This is a genomic window from Bradyrhizobium nitroreducens (assembly GCF_002776695.1).
Lineage (GTDB): Bacteria > Pseudomonadota > Alphaproteobacteria > Rhizobiales > Xanthobacteraceae > Bradyrhizobium > Bradyrhizobium nitroreducens.
Window position 1 is genome coordinate 2,939,682 of record NZ_LFJC01000003.1, and the last position, 19,604, is coordinate 2,959,285.

At 64.4% G+C, this 19,604-nt stretch carries 19 protein-coding genes; 3 read left to right on the forward strand and 16 right to left on the reverse strand.

The features are described from left to right. On the reverse strand, positions 1–296 hold a 296-nt coding region (locus TSA1_RS14430; protein WP_100181122.1), incomplete at its 3' end, for a DUF1330 domain-containing protein. 174 nt (positions 297–470) lie between these two features. On the opposite strand from TSA1_RS14430, the gene TSA1_RS40265 reads away from it, so the two are divergent. Then, positions 471–1,028 (forward strand): hypothetical protein, encoded by a 558-nt coding sequence (locus tag TSA1_RS40265; protein WP_210421892.1) that lies wholly within the window; start codon positions 471–473, stop codon positions 1,026–1,028. A 100-nt stretch (positions 1,029–1,128) separates the two neighbouring features. On the opposite strand, the gene TSA1_RS14440 is transcribed toward TSA1_RS40265, so the two are convergent. From TSA1_RS14440 to TSA1_RS14490, 10 genes are all read right to left on the reverse strand, one after another. Next, a complete protein-coding gene (locus tag TSA1_RS14440; RefSeq protein ID WP_100176959.1) occupies positions 1,129–1,338 on the reverse strand; it encodes a hypothetical protein in 210 nt (69 codons plus the stop codon). A gap of 94 nt (positions 1,339–1,432) precedes the next feature. Then, positions 1,433–2,839 carry a 3-isopropylmalate dehydratase large subunit gene (gene leuC / locus TSA1_RS14445; protein WP_100176960.1) on the reverse strand — a complete coding sequence of 469 codons (1,407 nt, stop codon included), beginning with the start codon at positions 2,837–2,839 and terminating at the stop codon, positions 1,433–1,435. 422 nt (positions 2,840–3,261) lie between these two features. After that, positions 3,262–3,642, reverse strand: a complete 381-nt coding sequence (rplS, locus tag TSA1_RS14450; protein ID WP_100176961.1) for a 50S ribosomal protein L19 — start codon at positions 3,640–3,642, stop codon at positions 3,262–3,264. Between the two features lie 110 nt (positions 3,643–3,752). After that, complete coding sequence (gene trmD / locus TSA1_RS14455) at positions 3,753–4,508, reverse strand: tRNA (guanosine(37)-N1)-methyltransferase TrmD (protein WP_100176962.1); 756 nt, start codon at positions 4,506–4,508, stop codon at positions 3,753–3,755. 62 nt (positions 4,509–4,570) lie between these two features. Next, entirely contained in the window at positions 4,571–5,512 is a 942-nt protein-coding gene (locus TSA1_RS14460; RefSeq protein ID WP_100176963.1) for an IS110 family transposase, read from the reverse strand. 256 nt (positions 5,513–5,768) lie between these two features. Beyond that, a complete protein-coding gene (locus TSA1_RS14465; RefSeq protein ID WP_100176964.1) occupies positions 5,769–6,629 on the reverse strand; it encodes a MaoC family dehydratase in 861 nt (286 codons plus the stop codon). Between the two features lie 209 nt (positions 6,630–6,838). Continuing rightward, entirely contained in the window at positions 6,839–7,228 is a 390-nt protein-coding gene (locus TSA1_RS14470; RefSeq protein WP_100176965.1) for a Zn-ribbon domain-containing OB-fold protein, read from the reverse strand. Beyond that, the gene (locus tag TSA1_RS14475; RefSeq protein WP_100176966.1) at positions 7,228–8,385 is read right to left on the reverse strand and encodes a thiolase domain-containing protein; all 1,158 of its coding nucleotides are present in this window, start codon (positions 8,383–8,385) and stop codon (positions 7,228–7,230) included. Before TSA1_RS14475 ends, TSA1_RS14470 begins: the two co-directional genes overlap by 1 nt. Before the next feature lie 947 nt (positions 8,386–9,332). Next, complete coding sequence (locus TSA1_RS14485; protein ID WP_100176967.1) at positions 9,333–9,803, reverse strand: immunity 26/phosphotriesterase HocA family protein; 471 nt, start codon at positions 9,801–9,803, stop codon at positions 9,333–9,335. A 56-nt stretch (positions 9,804–9,859) separates the two neighbouring features. Beyond that, positions 9,860–13,351 carry an indolepyruvate ferredoxin oxidoreductase family protein gene (locus TSA1_RS14490; protein WP_100176968.1) on the reverse strand — a complete coding sequence of 1,164 codons (3,492 nt, stop codon included), beginning with the start codon at positions 13,349–13,351 and terminating at the stop codon, positions 9,860–9,862. Between the two features lie 282 nt (positions 13,352–13,633). On the opposite strand from TSA1_RS14490, the gene TSA1_RS14495 reads away from it, so the two are divergent. Further along, positions 13,634–14,848: a c-type cytochrome gene (locus TSA1_RS14495; protein ID WP_100181123.1), complete on the forward strand. Its 1,215-nt coding sequence runs from the start codon at positions 13,634–13,636 to the stop codon at positions 14,846–14,848. A 116-nt stretch (positions 14,849–14,964) separates the two neighbouring features. Here the strand turns inward: TSA1_RS14495 and TSA1_RS14500 are convergent, their stop codons facing one another. Continuing rightward, complete coding sequence (locus tag TSA1_RS14500) at positions 14,965–15,615, reverse strand: trimeric intracellular cation channel family protein (RefSeq protein WP_100176969.1); 651 nt, start codon at positions 15,613–15,615, stop codon at positions 14,965–14,967. Between the two features lie 177 nt (positions 15,616–15,792). On the opposite strand from TSA1_RS14500, the gene TSA1_RS14505 reads away from it, so the two are divergent. Continuing rightward, positions 15,793–16,188 carry a hypothetical protein gene (locus TSA1_RS14505; RefSeq protein WP_100176970.1) on the forward strand — a complete coding sequence of 132 codons (396 nt, stop codon included), beginning with the start codon at positions 15,793–15,795 and terminating at the stop codon, positions 16,186–16,188. 114 nt (positions 16,189–16,302) lie between these two features. On the opposite strand, the gene TSA1_RS14510 is transcribed toward TSA1_RS14505, so the two are convergent. The 4 genes from TSA1_RS14510 to TSA1_RS14525 form a co-directional block, all read right to left on the reverse strand. Then, the gene (locus tag TSA1_RS14510; RefSeq protein WP_100176971.1) at positions 16,303–17,112 is read right to left on the reverse strand and encodes an isocitrate lyase/PEP mutase family protein; all 810 of its coding nucleotides are present in this window, start codon (positions 17,110–17,112) and stop codon (positions 16,303–16,305) included. A gap of 131 nt (positions 17,113–17,243) precedes the next feature. Next, positions 17,244–18,194 (reverse strand): SH3 domain-containing protein, encoded by a 951-nt coding sequence (locus TSA1_RS14515; RefSeq protein ID WP_100176972.1) that lies wholly within the window; start codon positions 18,192–18,194, stop codon positions 17,244–17,246. Positions 18,195–18,243: 49 nt separating this feature from the next. Further along, positions 18,244–18,972, reverse strand: coding sequence for an SH3 domain-containing protein (locus TSA1_RS14520; protein WP_100176973.1), 729 nt, complete (start codon positions 18,970–18,972; stop codon positions 18,244–18,246). Positions 18,973–19,246: 274 nt separating this feature from the next. Beyond that, entirely contained in the window at positions 19,247–19,597 is a 351-nt protein-coding gene (locus tag TSA1_RS14525) for an antibiotic biosynthesis monooxygenase family protein (RefSeq protein ID WP_100176974.1), read from the reverse strand. Between the last annotated feature and the right edge of the window lie 7 nt (positions 19,598–19,604).

A 19,604-nucleotide genomic window follows, 5' to 3' on the forward strand; every position in this document is an offset into this window, starting at 1 on the left:
CCGGCGGGCGCAAATCCCTTGACCAGCAGCACGGTTGCCTGCGCGCCGGCTTTGCGGTCGCGCGAGATCTCCTCGTAGTCGGGTGAGCTCGAGAAGGCGAGGAAAGCGGCCTCGTCGGGGAACGACATCATGACGAGCTTGTCGTGCGGCCAGGTTCCTTCGAGCACGCGCGGCTGCTCATCGGCGGCGAGCAGCCGTCCATTGAACTTCCTGAACACCTCGAAGAATCGCGCCTGATAGCGGTCATAGGTCGCGCGGTCCGTCATCTTCAGCTGCGCGATTGCGTAGACGGTCATCTTTCAAAACTCCTCTCGTCGCGGCACCGCGTCGCAACTTCGGGCCTCGTTCATTCATGGCGCGTTCACATCGCTGTCCGCAATTTAATCCCGGGAGCGACTGCAATTGAACAGGGATGACGCGGGCCGGGAACGAGCATCGCAACTCCGCTGTCCAGATTCAGGGAGGATTCCATGCTGAGGAGTTTGGGTTTCAGGATAGGCCCGATGCGTCTGCTCGGGATTGCGGCGGCCGCGACGCTGATGCTGTCGGCCGGCACCGCGCGCCGTGCCGAAGCGCTGACCTTGATCAATCCGGCGACGTCACCTGCGACGAAGGCCGCGACCGACGATCTCGTCACGCAGGTTCGTCACGGCGGCGGTGGACATGGCGGCGGCGGACATTTCCACGGCGGCGGTGGCTTCCGGGGTGGCGGAGGACACATCGGCGGCTTCCGTGGCGGTGGATTCCATGGCGCTCATATCGGCGGCTTCCGCGCCGCGCCGGCCTTCCACGGCGGTGGCTATCGTTATGGCGGCGTTCACCGCTATGGCGGATTTCATCGCTACGGGATCTATCGGCCTCACTACGGCCATCGCCACTTCCACCGGCGCTATTATGTCGGCGGCTATTATCCCGCCTACTCCTACTATCATTACCCTCGCCGCTGCCGGATCGTCTGGACCTATTACGGCCCGCGCCGCATCTGCCGCTGGCATCGCTGGCACCATCCGTATCGCTACTATTGGTGATGTGAGTTAGGCCGTCATTCCGGGATGGCGCGTCAGCGCCAGACCCGGAATCTCGAGATTCCAGATTCGCCCTTCGGGCGCTCCAGAATGACGGGCCAAATTACAGCCAATCCTTCAGCTTCCACGACGAAGCTTTCCACCGCATCAGATTGTCCAGCTTCCACTGCTTGAACATCGCGGGCGGCCAGCGGCTGAGCTTCGAGGTCTCCTCGACCTCGGGCTTGGCGGCGATGCGCAAGGGGGCCGCGCGCCGACGGTGCTGGCGCGTGGCCTCGCCGATCAGGTCGACATATTCAGGCTTGTTGGCCATGGCGCGCGTCCTCGCGAAATCTTCGCGAGGACGAGAGTGTCAGGCGATCATTTAAGGGCGGCTTGCCGCGATCGCTCAAATTGGAGGGACAGGCTTAGCGCCAGTCCCTGACATCGACGAAGTGGCCCGCGATCGCGGCTGCTGCTGCCATTGCCGGTGAGACGAGGTGGGTGCGGCCCTTGAAACCCTGGCGGCCCTCGAAATTGCGGTTCGAGGTCGAGGCGCAGCGCTCTTCCGGGGCGAGCTTGTCCGGGTTCATCGCAAGGCACATCGAGCAGCCCGGCTCGCGCCATTCGAAGCCGGCCTTGATGAAGATCTTGTCCAGACCCTCGGCTTCGGCTTGCTCCTTCACGAGGCCGGAGCCCGGCACGACCATGGCGTTGACATGCGCTGAAACGGTCTTGCCCTCAGCAATCTTTGCCGCCGCGCGCAGGTCTTCGATGCGGCCATTGGTGCAGGAGCCGATGAAGATGCGGTCGACCTTGATGTCGGTGATCTTCGTACCCGCGGTCAGGCCCATATATTTCAGCGCGCGATGCTTGGAGATGCGCTTGGCTTCGTCCGCGATCTTGTCGGGATCCGGCACGAATCCGGTCACCGAGATGACGTCCTCGGGGCTGGTGCCCCAGGTCACGATCGGCGGCAACTTTGCCGCATCGAGCCGCAGCTCGTGGTCGAAATGCGCGCCGTCGTCCGAGCGCAGCTTCTCCCAATAGCGCATCGCCGCATCCCAGTCGGCGCCCTTCGGCGCCTTCGGCCGGCCGCGCAGGAAGTCGAACGCCTTCTGGTCGGGTGCGACCAGGCCGGCGCGGGCGCCGCCTTCGATCGACATGTTGCAGACCGTCATGCGGCCTTCCATGCTGAGCGCGCTGATCGCGTCACCGGCGTATTCCAGCACGTAGCCGGTGCCGCCGGCGGTGCCGATCTCGCCGATGATGGCGAGGATGATGTCCTTGCCCGTCACGCCATCAGGCAATTTGCCGTCGACGGTGACGCGCATGTTCTTCGCCTTCTTCTGGATCAGCGTCTGCGTCGCCAGCACGTGCTCGACCTCGGACGTGCCGATGCCGTGCGCGAGCGCGCCGAACGCGCCATGCGTCGAGGTGTGGCTGTCACCGCAGACGATCGTGGTGCCGGGCAGCGTAAAACCCTGCTCGGGGCCGATGACGTGGACGACGCCCTGGCGCTTGTCGAACTCGTTGTAATACTCGATGCCGAATTCCTTGGCGTTCTCCGCCAGCGCCTTGATCTGCTCGATGCTTTCAGGATCGGGATTCGGCTTGGTGCGGTCGGTGGTCGGCACGTTGTGGTCGACGACGGCGAGCGTCTTCTCCGGCGCGTGAACCTTGCGGCCGGTGGCGCGCAGGCCTTCGAACGCCTGCGGCGAGGTCACCTCGTGCACCAGATGGCGATCGATGTAGAGCAGGCAGGTGCCGTCCTCGGCCTCGTGCACCAGATGGTCGTTCCAGATCTTGTCGTACAGGGTGGTCGGCTTGGACATGAGCGTCAGCTCCGAAAGAATGTGTGAAGCGGATGGGCGCGGGTGGCGCGCGGGGCAACAAAATCGTCAGCGCAGCTTTTAGGCTGCGCGCGTAAGCTCTGACGTTGCCGAGGTCGCGAAGCGTCCGAAGAACCGGCCGGGCAGCCGCGAGCGGTCGTCGATGACGATGCGCTTGACGGGGACGAGGCTGGTCGGATCTGGAAACATTCTAGAGGCTATATAGCACGCAGCGGTAAAAGCGCGAGAGCCTAGCTGTGTCGTCATTGCGAGGAGCCCTTGCGACGAAGTAATCCAGGACTGCTTCCGCGGATAGACTCTGGATTGCTTCGCTTCGCTCGCAATGACGGGGCCGGAGGGCATTTGGCCAACAAAAAAGCGCGGAGCCGAGCCCCGCGCTTTCGAAAACTTGCCTGTAAGCGAGCTTATTCGTTGACGGCCTTGGCGTGCTCGGTCTTCTCGACGATGCGGGCCGACTTGCCGCGGAGGCTGCGGAGGTAATAGAGCTTGGCGCGACGCACCTTGCCGCGGCGCACCACCTTGATCGAGTCGATCATCGGCGACATCACCGGGAACACGCGCTCCACGCCTTCGCCGTAAGAGATCTTGCGGACGGTGAAGCTCTCGTTGAGGCCACCGCCGGAACGGCCGATGCAGACACCTTCATAGGCCTGCACGCGGGTGCGGTCGCCTTCGACGACCTTCACGTTGACGATCACGGTGTCGCCGGGGCCGAACTCGGGAATCTCCTTGCTGGCGGAGAGCTTGTCGAATTGCTCTTTTTCAAGCTGTTGGATCAGGTTCATGGGTAAATCTCCATCGGCGCGCCCAGCCCTGGAAACGGGGGGCTGCGCAAAATTCGTCTATCCAGCCATTGCGGATTTGGCCGCTGCTATAAGGCAAGCCGGAGCGTTTGTCACCCGTCTGTCTTGTTTTTTGGCGTTTTTTGGCGCCCGGCCCGATTCGCCGGCCTGGGCGGGATTTGGGCCCATAAATCGGGCCGCCGGGCCTCCGTGAGGGCCTCGGACTGCGCCCGCCGCCAGGCGGCGACCTTGGCGTGATCGCCGGAGGTCAGGATCTCCGGGATCGGAACCCCCTCGAACAGCTGCGGGCGGGTGTATTGGGGGTACTCCAGAAGGCCGTCGGAGAAGCTTTCCTCGGTTCCCGAGGCTTCCTTGCCCATCACCCCCGGCAGCAGCCGGACACAGGCGTCAATCAGGGCCAAAGCTGCGATTTCGCCCCCGGACAGCACGTAATCGCCGATCGAGACCTCCTCCAGGCCCCGCCCGTCGATGACGCGCTGGTCGATGCCCTCGAAGCGCCCGCACACGATCAGGGGGCCTGGGCCCCGGGCGAGCTCCGTCACCCGCGCCTGGGTCAATGGCCGACCGCGCGGGCTCATGAGCAGGCGCGGCCGCCCCTCGCCGATCTCCGCCGCGTCGATGGCCGCCGCCAGCACGTCCGCCCGCAGCACCATGCCCGGGCCGCCACCGGCCGGGGTATCGTCGACGCTGCGGTGGCGGTCGGTAGCGGAAGCCCTGATGTCCCGTGTCTCGATCTGCCAGAGCCCGCCAGCCAGCGCCCGCCCGGCGAGGCTCACGCCGAGCGGCCCCGGGAACATCTCCGGAAACAGCGTCAGCACCGTCGCGCGCCAGGGTGAGGGATGGGTCATCGGATCTCGGTTCTCGTCGTCCCGGACAAGCGCGGCTCAAGCGCGCGTAGATCCGGCAACTGTTATGTTGACGGTGCGACCTTATAGATTTTTCGGTCGCGCAGCATAGCGTTGAGGATGGTCAGCAGCTTCCTGGCGACAGCAATGAGGGCGAGCTTCGCTGGTTTGCCGGCTTGGCGCAGCCGGTCGTAAAAGGCCTTGAAGCGGTCGGCGCGGCGAATGGCGTTGAGAGCAGCCATGTAGAGGGCGTCGCGGACGCGCTTTCGTCCGCCGCCGATCTTGCGCTTGCCTCGATAAGCCCCGCTATCGACATTGAAGGGAGCCAGGCCGGCAAGAGCGGCCACTTCCTTCGGCCCGAGACGCCCAAGTTCGGGCATCTGGGTGAGGAGTTGCATGCAGGCGACGGGCCCCACGCCGGGCACCGAGCGCATCAGCTGTGCATCGTCCGCAAGCTCCGGCTCGGCTTTGACGAGCGCATTGATCTCGGTCTCGATTTCAGCGATCTCATAATTGAGGACCTCGATGAGGCGAGCGATGCGTTCCGCCATGGCGCGGTCCTCGGCTTCGCTGCGGCGGTTCTTTTCCTGGGCTCGCATAGCAACCAGTTGGTCCCGCCGTTTTGCAAGCTTTGCCAAAGCGTTGCGGGCGGGTGTCGCGGCCTGCTCGGTGGCGGGCTTCATGGCGCGGGCGAAGGCCGCCAGCATCTGCGCATCGATCGGATCGGTCTTGGCGAGTTGGCCGCTGGCACGGGCAAAGTCGCGGGCACGGGCCGGATTGATACGGGCAAAGCGGATGCCGGCCCGATGCAGTGCCTCACGAAGCTCGAGGTCGTAGACCCCCGTAGCCTCGAAGACGACCAGCGCATCGCATCGCCAACGCGCCACCAGCTGTGTGATGGCGTGTGTCGCGTTGTCGATGCGTTCCGATACACCGACGGCCTCATCGAAAATATCGAGATGATGTTTGGAGACGTCGATTCCGACGCAACGAGAGGATATGATCACGGTGCCTGTCCCTGTGATGCGAGGTCTGTTGGCGCAGCCTCGTGCAACTGTTCAGGTTGTTGAATGGAACGGGCGGGAGACCGAGCCGGCTCACGGCGTCAAGCGCCAAGGACCCAACGGCTTCCCGCCCACCATCATTATGACAGGCTTTTCAGACACAGGGACCCAGTTCTTTTCTTCGCCTGGGCTCTATGGGCCCCGCCTCTGCAGCGCACCGCGAAGGCGCGCTGCGCTGCGTCCGGGGCACGAGACTGGCCTAACCCAGCACGGTCTTGCCGTTCTTGATCACGGTAACCCCGCGCGACTTCACCTTCGCTTCGAACGAGATCGTGTTGCCGTCCTTCCAGAGATCCATCGTCACGGTCTCGCCGGGAAAGACCGGCGAGGAGAACCGCGCGACATGCTGGCGGAAGGCGCTGGCATCGTAGTCGGCATAGGTCTGCAGCACACCGCGGCAGGTGATGCCGTAGGTGCACATGCCGTGCAGGATCGGGCGCGGAAAACCGGCCTTCTTGGCAAACTCCGGATCGGAGTGCAGCGGGTTGCGGTCGCCGCAGAGGCGATAGACCAGCGCCTGATCCGGGCGCGTGGTGATGTCGATGGTCTTGTCGGGCGCGCGCGAGGGAATCTTGTGCGGATCGGGCTGGGTCAGGTTCGGCCCGCCAAAGCCGCCGTCGCCGCGGGCGAAGCGCGAGGCCACCAGCGTTGCCAGCTTCTCGCCCTTCTCGTTCTTCAGCACGGTCTGGTGCACGATGACGACGCCCTTGTCCTTGCCCTTGTCATAGACCTCAAGCACGGAGGAATCGGCGGTGATGTTGGCGGCCACCGGCAGCGGCTGGTGGAAGGTAATGTCGCGCTCGCCGTCCACCACCATGACGCGATTGAGATTCATCTCGCCAGGCCCCGAGCCCCAGGCGGCGACGGACGCAAAGGTCGGCACCACCTTCAGCGGCCGCGGCGTGAACGTGCCCTCGTTGACGAAGGCGAGCTCGTTCTCGTCCATGGGATCGGCGCCGAGGCCGATGCCGTAGGCGTAGAGCATGACCTCGCGATCGCCGTAGGCGTATTTCTGGCCGAGGTTCTTCAGGCCTTTGAGTTCTTCGTATCTGGCGGACATTTTTGTGGTTTCCTCCCGGCGTTGTTTCAGCGGGCGGCGGCGCCTATTGATGCGCCCTCTCCCCTTGTGGGAGAGGGCCAGATGCTGCCCGCATCAAACTCGTTTGGGTGAGGGGTTGCCTCCGCATCGAAAGCTGGCTTTACAGAGCGATACCCCTCATCCGGCGCTTCGCGCCACCTTCTCCCACAAGGGGAGAAGGAAGAAAGCAATCAGGCCGGCGTGAAAAACGGCAGCGGCGCGCCATCCGTGGGCTTGAACACCACCTTCACCTTCTGGCCGATCTTCAGCGTCGTGAGATCGCAGTCGACGAAATTGGTCTGCACTGACGGCCCCTCCTTCAGCGTGACATAGCCGATGGCGTACGGGCCGGTCGGCGACTTCCGCATCAGGCTCCAAGTGTAGATCGTGCCCTCGCCCGAGGCCTCCTCCCACACCGTCTTGTCGGAATAGCAGAACGGACAGATCGAGCGCGGGAAGTAGTGCGCTTCGCCGCAGGCGGTGCAGCGCTTGATCATGAACTTGCCCTCTTTCGCCGCGTCCCAGAACGCAGCGGTCTCGGGGTTCGTCACCGGGGCCGGGTACTTCTTTGCTTCGCTCATCACACGCGCTCCAGAATGGCCGTCGAGGCGGCGTGGCGAACACCCAAAAGGCCGCCGGTGCCGTGGGCGATGGCGAGATCGCAATTCTTGACCTGCACCTTCGGATGCGCCTCGCCGCGCAGCTGCCTGACAGCCTCGAGGATCTTGGTCATGCCGCCGCGGTTGACGGGGTGGTTGCTGCAGAGGCCGCCGCCGTCGGTGTTGAACGGCAGCTTGCCGACGCCCGAGATCAGATTGCCGTCGGCGACGAACTTGCCGCCCTCGCCCTTCTTGCAGAAGCCGAGATCCTCGAGCTGCATCAGCACCGTGATGGTGAAGCTGTCGTAGATCGAGGCGTATTTGATGTCCTTCGGCGTGATGCCGGCCTCCTCGAACGCGCGCGGGCCGGACCAGATTCCGGCGGAGTATGTGAGATCGAGATCCTTGCCGCCGCGCGGACCCTTCATGGCTTCGCCATGGCCGATCAGGCGCACGAGCGGCTTTTTCAGGCTCTTGGCGATCTCGGGCGTCGTGACGATCATCGCGCCGCCGCCGTCGGAGACGACGCAGCAATCCATGCGATGCAGGGGATCGGAGATCATCGGCGAGTTCAGCACGTCCTCGACGGTGACGACGTCCTTGAGCATGGCATGCGGATTGTACTGCGCATGATGCGAGGCTGCGACCTTGATCCAGGCGAGCTGCTCGCTGGTGGTGCCATAGTCGTGCATATGGCGCATGGCACACATGCCATAGGCATTGTGCGTGGTCGCGCCGTAGGCGGACTCGAAATCGACCTCGGCGCCGGCCGCGCGCGGCGGCATTGCGCCGGTGCGCGGCTTGCCGGCGAGCGTAACAAGCGCGATCGAGCACTTGCCCGCGGCGATCGCTTCGGCGGCGTGGCCGAGATGGATGATATAGGAACAGCCGCCGGTCTCGGTGGAATCGACGTGACGGAGCTTCTTGGTGTTGAGGCCGAGATAATCGACCATCGGCCAGGCGCCGCCGGGCGCATCGCCCGCGCAGAAATAGCCGTCGACATCGTCCTTGCTGATCCCGGCATCCTCGATCGCGCCCTTGGCGACCTCGGCATGGAGCTGGGCGGTGGATTTGTCCGGCGCATGCCGGGTCGGGTGCTCATAGATCCCGGCAATGTAGGCCTTGCCCTTGATGGTCAAAACAGAGGTCTCCGCTCGCGTTTCTTATTGCCCCGTTTTTCTGAACCGCACCGGGCGGATTGGCAAGCGCGGAAATATTCCGCCCTGCGAGAGGGCAGCGGCTCGGCGCAACACCGGCACCGTCATCCTGAGGCGCGAGGCAAGCGGCGCAACGCGCCGCTTGGGGAGCCTCGAAGGATGAACGGCCGAGCTGCCTCTGCGCGGCTACAGTCGGGCCGTCGTCCTTCGAGGCTCGCCGAAGAGGCTCGCACCTCAGGATGACGGTTATGCAGGGCTGATTCCTTCGACATCGCAATGACGGCCAGACACACCCCCGCATCCTCGCGGCGCGTTTCGCCCGAGCTTTGCGTCCGTCTTGCTCCCTCCGAAAACAGAGGGCGCAGGGAAGACCGGGTGCCGGCTGGGCACCCACGGTCCGCTGTGCGCGAATGCGCGAAGAACAGATGCACAGCGGCATACAGGTGCGGCCGAACATCCGGCCTTCCCTGCGCAGTGGTTTGACGGCTTATCCCGCGCTCTCCCCGGGGAGCGTTGCACTATTGCCCCCGTCGCCTTGCGGGTGACCGCAAGACTTGACGCCAGACCTCGGGCGTCAGGACCACACGATTTTGCCGTACGCGAGACCGCGCCTGTCGTGTGCACGAGACGATTGCCCGTGCGACGCAGCCCGAGTCCACCGCCGCTCACCCCGCGTTTCGTGACGATCGCGATACGCCCCTCTGAGAGGGATGAGGTGGCGGGGTGATACGACAATTCCGAATTTCGGTAAAGCGGAATGTTTTTGCGCTGACGGATTGACCTACGGGATGGGTGTTTTGCCCGACGGACAGCACAACGGATGGTACGGTGGGGTGTAGCCCGGATGAGCGAAGCGACATCCGGGATCCCGCGAGCACTGCCCCGGGTATCGCTTCGCTCACCCGGGCTACGGGAGAGGCGGCCGCCCACTAATGCAGCTGAGCAAGCAAAAGCTTCGAAATCCTTGCTTCCGCCGCTCCTGCACCGAACAGGCCGTCACTGTCCAGCAGCTGAAGGTCTTCATAGTTCGAGAGAAGTTCGGACACGCTGCGAAGCGGATCGTCGTTCACGTACCGCACCAGCCAAGCCTTTCTCGAGATTGGATCGCGCCTGACAAAGTCGGGGAATGGCCAATCTGCCCGATTCCAACTCGGGATATTGCCAAGGATCAACCACCGACCCTCGATCAGCCCCAGGTCTCCGAAGCGGATTCTGGCGACGGCAAGATCAGGATGAAGGTCATCGAGCGTCGCCTCCCCCCGCGCTTCGAGATGCGGACCGAAAAAGTACCCCAGCAGAACTTTTCCGTTGCGGGGCATTCTGGCTACGACTCCACGGGCAAATCCACCGTTTGGAAGCGGCATTGCAAATACGGAACCTTCCTCATAGGGCAGCTTCATCTGCTGTCGACGGTCCCGCTTACGAGATAGGTGACCTCGCCCGGATGGACACGGGGCTACTCCGCCGCGATCTGCCGCGGCGCCGGCGGGGGATTCGCCAGGTCCGCAGCCAGTTGGGCGTAGCGCGCCTTGGCATCCGCCACCGCCTTCTCCTTCACCGGGCCATAGCCGCGGATGCGGTCGGGCAGCGAGAGCAACTCCACCGCGGTGTCAACGGTGACGGGCGACAACAGACCGAGCACGGTCGTGACGTCCTTCTCGTAGCCGGCGATCAAATCGCGCTCGAGCTTGCGGTCGGCGCTGCGACCGAAGATGTCGAGTGCCGTGCCGCGCAGGAATTTGAACTTCGCCAGCACGCGGAAGACCTTCAGCATCCACGGGCCGAAGGCACGCTTCTTGGGACGACCGAGCGCGTCGACACCGCTCGCCAGTATCGGCGGCGCGAGATTGAAGCTGAACTTGAAGTCACCCTCGAACTGGTCGCGAAGCTGCTGCTCGAAGGCGCCGTCGGTGTAGAGGCGCGCGACTTCGTACTCGTCCTTGTAGGCCAGGAGCTTCGCATAGTTCACTGCGACCGCGCGCGGCAACGCATCGCCATAGCCGCCCTTCACCGCGGCATCGCGAACCTGGTCGACCAGCTTGCGATAGCGTTTTGCAAGGCGGCCGTTCTGATAGGCCGTGAGGTGCCTGGCGCGGTGCTCGATGACCTCGTCGAGGCTCATCGCGTCCAGCGTCTTCGGCGCAACCACCTCGTCGGTCCCCTTCAGCATGTCGGCAAGACGTGCGGGATCGGCGACCGCGAGGCGGCCGAGGCGGAAGGCTTCCTTGTTCATCTTGATCGAGACGCCATTGATCTCGATGGCCTGCTCGATCGATTCCGCGGACAGGGGGAACAGGCCCTTCTGATAGGCATAGCCCATCATCATCATGTTGGTGGCGATGGCATCGCCGAGCAGTTGCTCGGCCGGCTTGGTGAAATCGAAGAACACGGAGTCCTTGTGCAGCGCCGTTTCCAGGAGCCCGTTCAGCTTGCGGGTCTGGAAGTTGAAGTCGCGGTTGAGGACGAAATCGGCGGTGGGAATGACGTGGCTGTTGATGATGCCGCGGGTGCGGCTGGTGTCGCACAGCGAGATCGTGTCCTTGGCGACCGCGACCACCTCGTCGGCCGCGAGCACGAGATCGGCCGTGCCGGTGACGATGCGCGAGCACGTCACTTCCGCCGGATGATCCGACAGGCGGACGTGGCTGAGCACCGCCCCGCCCTTTTGCGCCAAGCCCGACATGTCGAGGATCATCGAGGCCTTGCCCTCGATATGGGCGGCCATGCCGAGCAGCGCGCCGATGGTGAGCACACCGGTGCCGCCGACACCGCCGACCGCGATGTTGTAGGGCTTGTCGAGCGTCGGCCGCGAGGCGGGCTCCGGCAGCTCGCCGATATCGGCAAGCTCGCTGGGTGCGCGGTGGCGCGGCTTGCCGCCGTCGACGGTGACGAAGGACGGGCAGAAACCCTTGAGGCAGGAATAGTCCTTGTTGCAGGACGACTGGTTGATGGTGCGCTTGCGGCCGAACTCGGTCTCCAGCGGCTCGACCGAGATGCAGTTCGACTGCACCGAGCAGTCGCCGCAGCCTTCGCAGACGGCCGGGTTGATCATGACGCGGCGCGCCGGGTCCTCCATCAGGCCGCGCTTGCGGCGGCGGCGCTTCTCGGCGGCGCAGGTCTGCACGAACACGATCGCGGACGTGCCCTTGTACTCGCGGCACATCTTCATGACGTTGTCGAGTTCGTCGCGATGGTACTTCTTCACGCCGGGCGCGATGGTGTCGGCCGGATAGGCGTCGGGCGCCTCCGAGACCAGATAGATCTCGCGAATTCCCTCGGCGTGGAGCTGGAACGTGATCTGCTGCGGCGAGAGATCGCCGTCATGGCGCTGGCCGCCGGTCATGGCGACCGCGTCGTTGTAGAGGATCTTGTAGGTGATATTGGTCTTGGAGGCGACCGCCTGGCGGATGGCGAGCAGCCCGGAGTGGAAATAAGTGCCGTCGCCGAGATTGGCGAAGATGTGGTTCTCGTTGGTGAAGGGCGCGATGCCGACCCACGGCACGCCCTCGCCGCCCATATGCGTAAAGGTCTCGGTCGAGCGGTCCATCCACAGCGCCATGAAATGGCAACCGATGCCGGCGAGCGCGCGGCTGCCTTCGGGGACCTTGGTCGAGGTGTTGTGGGGACAGCCGGAGCAGAAATACGGAGTGCGGGAGACGGGTGCGACCGCCTGCATCTGGGTCGCCTGGCGGCCGTTGAACCAGTCGGCCTTGGCGCGGAGCATCGAAGCGATCTCGGGGTTGAGATCGAGCTTGAGAAGTCGCTCGGTGAGCGAGGTCGCAAGCGAGGCGACGCTGAGCTCGGCGGCGAAGGTCAGGAAGCGCTTGTCGTGCTCGTCCATCTTGCCGACGATGCGCGGGCGCACGTCGTCGCGCCAGTTGAACAGCACCTGCTTGACCTGGTTCTCGACGATCTCGCGGCGCTCCTCGACGATGAAGATCTCCTCCAGGCCGACGGCGAATTCATGCACGCCTTCCGGCTCCAGCGGCCAGGGCATGCCGATCTTGTAGAGACGAAGGCCGATTTTTGCCGCGACCTCCTCGGTGATCCCGAGCTCGCGCAGCGCCTGGCGGACGTCCTCGTAGCTCTTGCCCGAGGCCATGATGCCGAAGCGGGCGTTCGGCGAATCCATGGTGACGCGGTTGACCCGGTTGGCGCGCGCAAAGGCGATCGCGGCAAAGCCCTTGTAGTCCTGCAGGCGGCGGTCCTGCTCGAAGCGGTCGTCGGGCCAGCGCAGATTGAGGCCGCCGGGCGGCAGTTCGAAATCGGCGGGGATGACGAAGGGCTTCATCTCGTCGGTGAGGTCGATCTCGGCGGTGGTCTCCACCGTCTCCGTGATCACCTTCATGCCGACCCAGCAGCCCGAATAGCGCGACATCGCGATGCCGAGCAGGCCCATCTCGATCATCTCGTGGATGCTCGAAGGATAGAGATAAGGCATCAGCGCCGACATGAAGGCATGGTCGGACTGATGCGGAACGGTGGAGGATTTTGCGCCATGGTCGTCGCCGGCGAGACACAGTACGCCGCCGTTCTTGGCCGAGCCTGCGGCATTGCCGTGGCGGAACACGTCGCCGCAGCGGTCGACGCCGGGGCCCTTGCCGTACCAGATGCCGACGACGCCGTCGTATTTGGCGCCGGGCGAGAGGTTGAGCTGCTGCGAGCCCCAGACCGCGGTCGCCGCCAGATCCTCGTTCACGCCGGGCTGGAACTTGATGTTGTACTGCTCAAGGTGTTTGCGGGCGGCAAACAGCTGCTGGTCGTAGCCGCCGAGCGGCGAGCCGCGATAGCCGGAGATGAAGCCTGCCGTGTTGAGGCCCGCCGCACGGTCGCGCCGGATCTGGGCCATGGGCAAGCGGACCAGGGCCTGGATGCCCGTGGTGAAGACGTGCCCGGTTTCCTGGGTGTATTTTTGATCGAGACTGATCGGACCCTGGTTGATGCCCATGCTGTCCTCTTTATCGCCCTGTTCAGGTCTTGCTGACTTAAGCCGTTGCCTTCCCGTTGTTTTTAGCTAGGGCGCGCCGACCACCTCCGCCACTCTATGTCGGATATTTAACGCGGCGCATCACAAATCTGGACCAAAGGAAGGCCTGGGTAAAAATCGCAACTTCGTGGCCTGAAACACGCATGCCGTTTTCAATTTGTGTCACCATACCCCCACTGTGGCGAAATGAATGACGCGCCCGCCATGCCGGATGCGGGCGATTGGTCGCAGGAGAGGCTTTCGATGCGGACGATTCTGACTGGCTTGGCTGTTGCCGGTTTGGCGTTGTGCGGTGCGGTTGCAAGCGCGGCCGAGCCGTCGCCGGAACTGATCGCCTATGGCAGGACGCTGGTCGAGGCCGGCGACTGCGCGGGCTGCCACACGGCCGATCCGGCAAAGCCGTTCGCCGGCGGCAAGCGCATCGACACCCCCTTCGGCGCGATCTACGCGCCGAACCTGACGCCGGACCGCGAGACCGGGATCGGCGCGTGGACGGACGCGGACTTCGTGCGCGCGGTACGCAGCGGCATCGCGCCCGACGGCTCGAACTATTACCCGGCCTTCCCCTATCCCTACTTCACGAAGATGACGAAGGACGACACGCTGGCGATCCGCGCCTATCTCGGCACGCTCGCGCCTGTCGCGAACCGCAACAAGCCGCCGGAGCTGCGCTGGCCGTTCGGCTATCGCGGCCTGATGCGGATCTGGAACGCCATGTATTTCAAGCCCGGCCTGTTCGAGCCGGACCAGAGCAAGAGCGCGACCTGGAACAGAGGCGGCTATCTCGTCACCGGGCTCGGTCATTGCGGCGCCTGCCACACACCGAAGAATTATTTCGGCGCGGACAAGACCGCGCAGGCCCTCGCAGGCAGCCCGCTCGGCGGCTGGTACGCGCCGCGGCTCGATGGCGCGGTGCGCACCGGGCTGCAGTCGTGGAGCGCACAGGACATCGCCGAATATCTACAGAGCGGCCGCAATGCCAGGAGCCATGCCGGCGGGCCGATGGCCGAGGTGATCGTCAATTCGACGTCGAAGATGAGCGATGCCGATGTGCGCGCGATCGCGGTTTACCTGAAGAGCCTGCCGCCGGCGCGGCGCGAGACCATCGTGACGCCGCCCGACGAGGCCGAGATGAAGGCGGGCCAGGCCGTCTACGCAAAATTCTGCATCGCCTGCCACGAGGCCGACGGCTCGGGCGCCCCACGAATCTATCCGCCGCTGCCGGGCAATGCGCTGCTGCAATCGATCAATCCGTCCTCCACCTTGCGCATCATCCTCGACGGCGCCCATACCGTGACCACGCCGCGCGCCCCCAACACCGGCGAGATGCCGGGCTATGCCAAGCAGCTGTCCGATGAGGAGATCGCGGCGGTGACGAACTACATCCGCAATTCCTGGGGCAATGCCGGGCTGCTGGTAACGCCGGCGCAGGTCGCGAAGGCGAGGAAGCAGGAGTAGCTCGTTACGGCCTCCTCGTCATTGCGAGCGCAGCGAAGCAATCCCAACTGTTTCCGCGGACACATCTTCGGATTGCTTCGCTGCGCTCGCAATCACCGGGAAAGAGCGGGGCGAAATCACCGCTCCTTGTCCTCATCCTCCGTGAAGACAAACTTCGGCATCTCCCATTTGTAGCGCACCGCCAGCAGGCGGAAGCTGATGCCGAGCGCGAAGGTCAGGAGGGTCCAGAGCTCGGCGTTGAGCTTGAGGCCGAACGCGGTGGCGTAGAACAGGCCCGTGACCACCGAGACGCTGGCGTAGAGCTCGGAGCGAAACAGCAGCGGCACGTCGTTGCAGAGCACGTCGCGCAGGACGCCGCCGGCGCAGCCCGTCACCATGCCCGAGACGATCACGATCGGCAGCGAGGCGTCCATCTGCCAGGCGACGTCGCAGCCGGTCATGGTGAAGACGACGAGCCCGATGGCGTCGAGCACGATGAAGGCGACCTTGAGCCGGTGCACGAGACGCGCGAACAGGATGGTGAGGAAGGCCGCACCGCCGGCCAGCGCGAGATAGATCGGGTTTTGCACCCAGGCCAGCGGATAATGTCCGAGGAAGAGATCGCGCAACGTGCCGCCGCCAAGCGCGGTGATGCAGCCGAGGAAGCACACACCCAGCCAGTCCATGCTGCGTCGTCCGGCCGCGAGCGCAGCCGTCATGCCCTGAGCGGCGATCGCAACCAGCGACAGGAAATGCAGCACGGTATCGCTCGGCGGCAGAGTCCACATTGCCCTGTTCCCTTGTGCTTGTTCCCTCGTCGCAACCATGGAACCCGGGTCCATTCCCGGAACAGAGGTTCCCGATTCCCGGCGGCAGGGCAACATGCGACGAAAGCATGAGGAGACGCGGAACGGAATCTCGCATCCACGGGTTGTCCGGGCGTCATAACCGAGGAGACCCAATCCATGGCTGACGACCGTTTTCCCAACGATCCGTACCGCGCCAACCTCGCCGACGATGAGTATCTTCGCGCGGCGCGCCGGGATGCAGACCTTCAGGTCGATCCCGAGCTTGGCGAAGGCCCCGCCTCCAGCGGCAAGGTTGCGTTATTCGCCGTTGCGATTGCACTGGTGCTGGGTGCCGTGTTCTACGGCCTGAACAATACGACCAATGGCAACCAGGCCAGCAACCCGCCGGCGACGCAGACCGCACAGCAGGCGCCTGCCATCAATCCGGCCGCGCCTCCCGGCATGCGCGACGTGACGCCGCGCGCCAACACCGAGCCGGGCGTGACCACGGGTGCAGCGCCGAGCAAGCCTGCGGCGCCTGATCCGGCCGCACCGTCCGAGAGCACGAAGTAACGAATTGCAACAATCTGCGACAGCGGCGGGACGAAAGTCCCGCCGCTTTTTCGTTTGGTTCTATCCGAGCCTGATCGTGTCGGAGAACCGCTGCGCAGGTCAGCGGATCATGCGCTAGCCAAACATCTTGTTGAGCTCGCCGCCGGGATAGCCGCTGCCGAGCTCGGTGAACGTGCCCTTCTCCGCCATCTCCTTCGCCGCCCGCATGAAGCCGCCCCAGGCGGCGCGGGCGAGCGAGCCGCCGACGCTGATGCGGCGCACGCCGAGGTCCTCGGCTTCGCTCCGTGACAGGCCGGACCCACCGATCAGGAGGTTGAACGGTTTTGGTGCGACAGCCTTCACCACGGCGCTGATGTCCTCGCGGGTCTTCAGGCCCGGCGCATAAAGGCAGTCGGCGCCGGCGTCCGCATAGGCGGTAAGCCGGTCGATGACCAGCTTGAGATCGGTCACGCCCCACAAATAGGCTTCGCAGCGCCCGACCAGCAGGGTACCGCTGTCGCCAATCGCCTTGCGCGAGGCCTCGATGCGCTCGACCGCGAGCGCGCGCTCGTAGATCGGCTTGTCCTTGTCGCCGGTGGAATCCTCGATCGACAGGCCGGCGACGCCGGTGCGCACGCAGCGCTCGACATTGTCCGCGACCCTGTCCGGCTCGACCGCAAAGCCGCCCTCGAAATCGGCGTTGACGGGGATGTCGACGGCCGAGCTCAATGCTGCCAGATGCTGACAGACGTCCTCGACGTTGACGTGGTTGTCGGCCTTGCCGATGGTCCAGGCAAAGCCCGCGCTCGATGAGGCGATCGCCTTGAAACCGAGATGCTGCAACGCCTTGGCGCTGCCGACATCGACCGGATTGGGCAGGATGAAGCAGCCGCTCTCGTGCAGCTTCCTGAAGGCCGCGCGCTTGTCCGCCGTGGTGACGTGCATGTTTCTTCTCCCCATGTCGATGAGTTGCGCCGCAGAGATGGGGATGCACCGCGCCGATCGCCAGTGCGCCGCCTCAGGCGGCGCACTCGTCCAACAAGATGGTTGCGGACACGCTCAGTGAACCCGCCACGTCAGGCCGGCTCGGGGACATCCTCTCTTCCAGCCATATGCTGCTGGGCTGGCGCGAGGAAGCTTGCAAACACGTAACCGTCGAGCAGGCCGTCGCCCTCCAGGTCCACCCGCACCCATGCCGGATCCTGGCTGCTGGTCTCGACGACGTTGATTTCGGTGCCGGGCGGCAGAGTCCTTTCGGAGTCGAAATTCGTGCCCGGCCCGCCACGCAGCTTCAGGCCGCCGCGAGCCATCACGACATAACGTCCCGGCGCCAGCACCGCGGCGCCGTCGACCGTCCGCGACAACGTCAGAAAGTCGAAGATCTGCTCGCCGTAGAATTTGCCGCTGTCGTCCTTGAAGCCTTGCTTCAAGCCCTTCGCCGGATTGTAGCCACCGGTGTTGTAGGCAATGGCGACGGCGCAGAATTCGAGATCGGCCAGCTTCGTCCTGGACTGGAAGCCGAGCTTCCTCACCCCGCGCTCCAGCTCTCCGAGACATTGCGCGAGCGTATCGGAGAAGTTCTCGTAGCGCCGCTCCAGGAAATAGTGCGGATCGTCCTTGAAGAACTGGAGATCGCGCTGAAACATTCCGAACCCGTGGCAGAACTTGTCGGGATTGGCCACGGCACGCTCGTAGCCGCGGACAAAGGCCGACATCTGTTCGAGGCCGTCGCGCGCGATATCGAACATCTCACGCCCGTGCGGCTCTCCCAGCAGATGTGCCTTGTTGCGCGGGAAGGCCTGCCGTCCCTTGCCCGGTCCCTGGAAATCGATGGTGTCGCCGACGCAGAGCGCGAGGATGCGATCGAGCGGAAGGTTCTTCTTGCGGATCACGGACCAGATGTAGCCCGTTTCCTGGCACGCGATCGCAGCGATCATGTCGACATCGAAGGGCGTACCCGGCAAGGCGGCCTCGATCTGCGTGCGAAATTGCTGCTTGAACCACCTGATATCGTCGACGCTCACCATGATGAACTCCGTCGCTGGAACAAGGAAACGATGGGCCCTGTGACCGGCCTCAATCGGGCGCAGCCCCGACCTCGGCGAGGAAGGCTGCAAAGACATAGCCGTCGAGCAGACCGTCGCCTTCCAGGTCGACGCGGACCCAGGCGGGATCGACGTTGGAGACCGCTACGACATTCAGCTCCGTGCCGGCGGGCAACGTCCTTTCCGGATCGAAATTCGTGCCCGGCCCGCCACGCAGCTTCAGTCCATCGCGCGCGATCACCACGAAACGTCCGGGATGAGCGCCAGCGGCGACCGGTGCCGCGGGCGGCACGGCTCCGCCCGCATCCCAGCCATCCTGCGCCGCGTCGCGCAACCATTGCGGAGCCGTGGCCGATCGACCGCCAGCGCCCCAGGTCAGCCTGTTGTGATCGTCGACGGAGGTGCCGAAGCCGATATGAATCGTCCGGTTGCCCATGTAGCCGACGCCTGCCCCGATGCCGGTGGCGCCCGCCGCAGCCGCAGCCGTCACGAAACGCAAGATGCCCGGCGGCGCCGCGTCGTCGGTGAACGTCAATGCCTGACCACCGACGAGGCATTGCACGTCGGCGGCGCGCCCGAGATCGTGGCGTGTGGATCCCGTGCGACGGGTTCCATGACCGATCGCATCCTGTCCGCCCGACGTAATCCGGATCGTGTCGATCCCCGCCGCCACGGCCGCGGTGTCGAGCACGTTCTTCAGTTCATTCGTGATGGGCTTGTTTCGAATGGCATCGGAGGGAGGCCCGGTGAAAATCGTCATATGCAACACCTCGCTCTAACCGCTCGGCGCATTTTGTCCGCCCATCGATCGAGGGCGGATTGAAATCAATTTCTGACTGCAACGACACGCGCCCCCAAAAAACAGGAAGCGCGGTATAGACATCTCACAACCTGCGCGAGATGTCCACCATGGATTGAATACCCCTTTCGCGCCTGAAGCGCGACGAGACCTGGATGAATCGTCAGCGCACTTCAGGTTGTTGTTTGCGCATGATCTTTCCGGAAAACCGCTTCGCACTCTCCCGGATCATGCGTCAGCGCGCGTCGTGCACCGCCCGGCTGTCCTTCGGCGCCTGCTCACGATCGTTCATGCTGTAGTCACGGATGACGCTTGCGATGCGCAAATGATAATCGGCGAAGATCTGTGCCCTGCCCTTGGCCTGGGTGCGGCGGTGCTCCATCGTGTTGCGCCAGGCCTGCACCGCGGCCTCGTCCCGCCAGAACGACACCGACAGGATCTTGCCCTTGTCGGTCAGGCTCTCGAAGCGCTCGACCGAGATGAAGCCGTCGATGGTTTGCAGCAGCGGCTTCAGATCGGCTGCGAGGTCGAAATAGTCCTGGCGGTGTTCGGGCTTGGGCCAGACCTCGAAGATCACGGCGATCATGGGCATC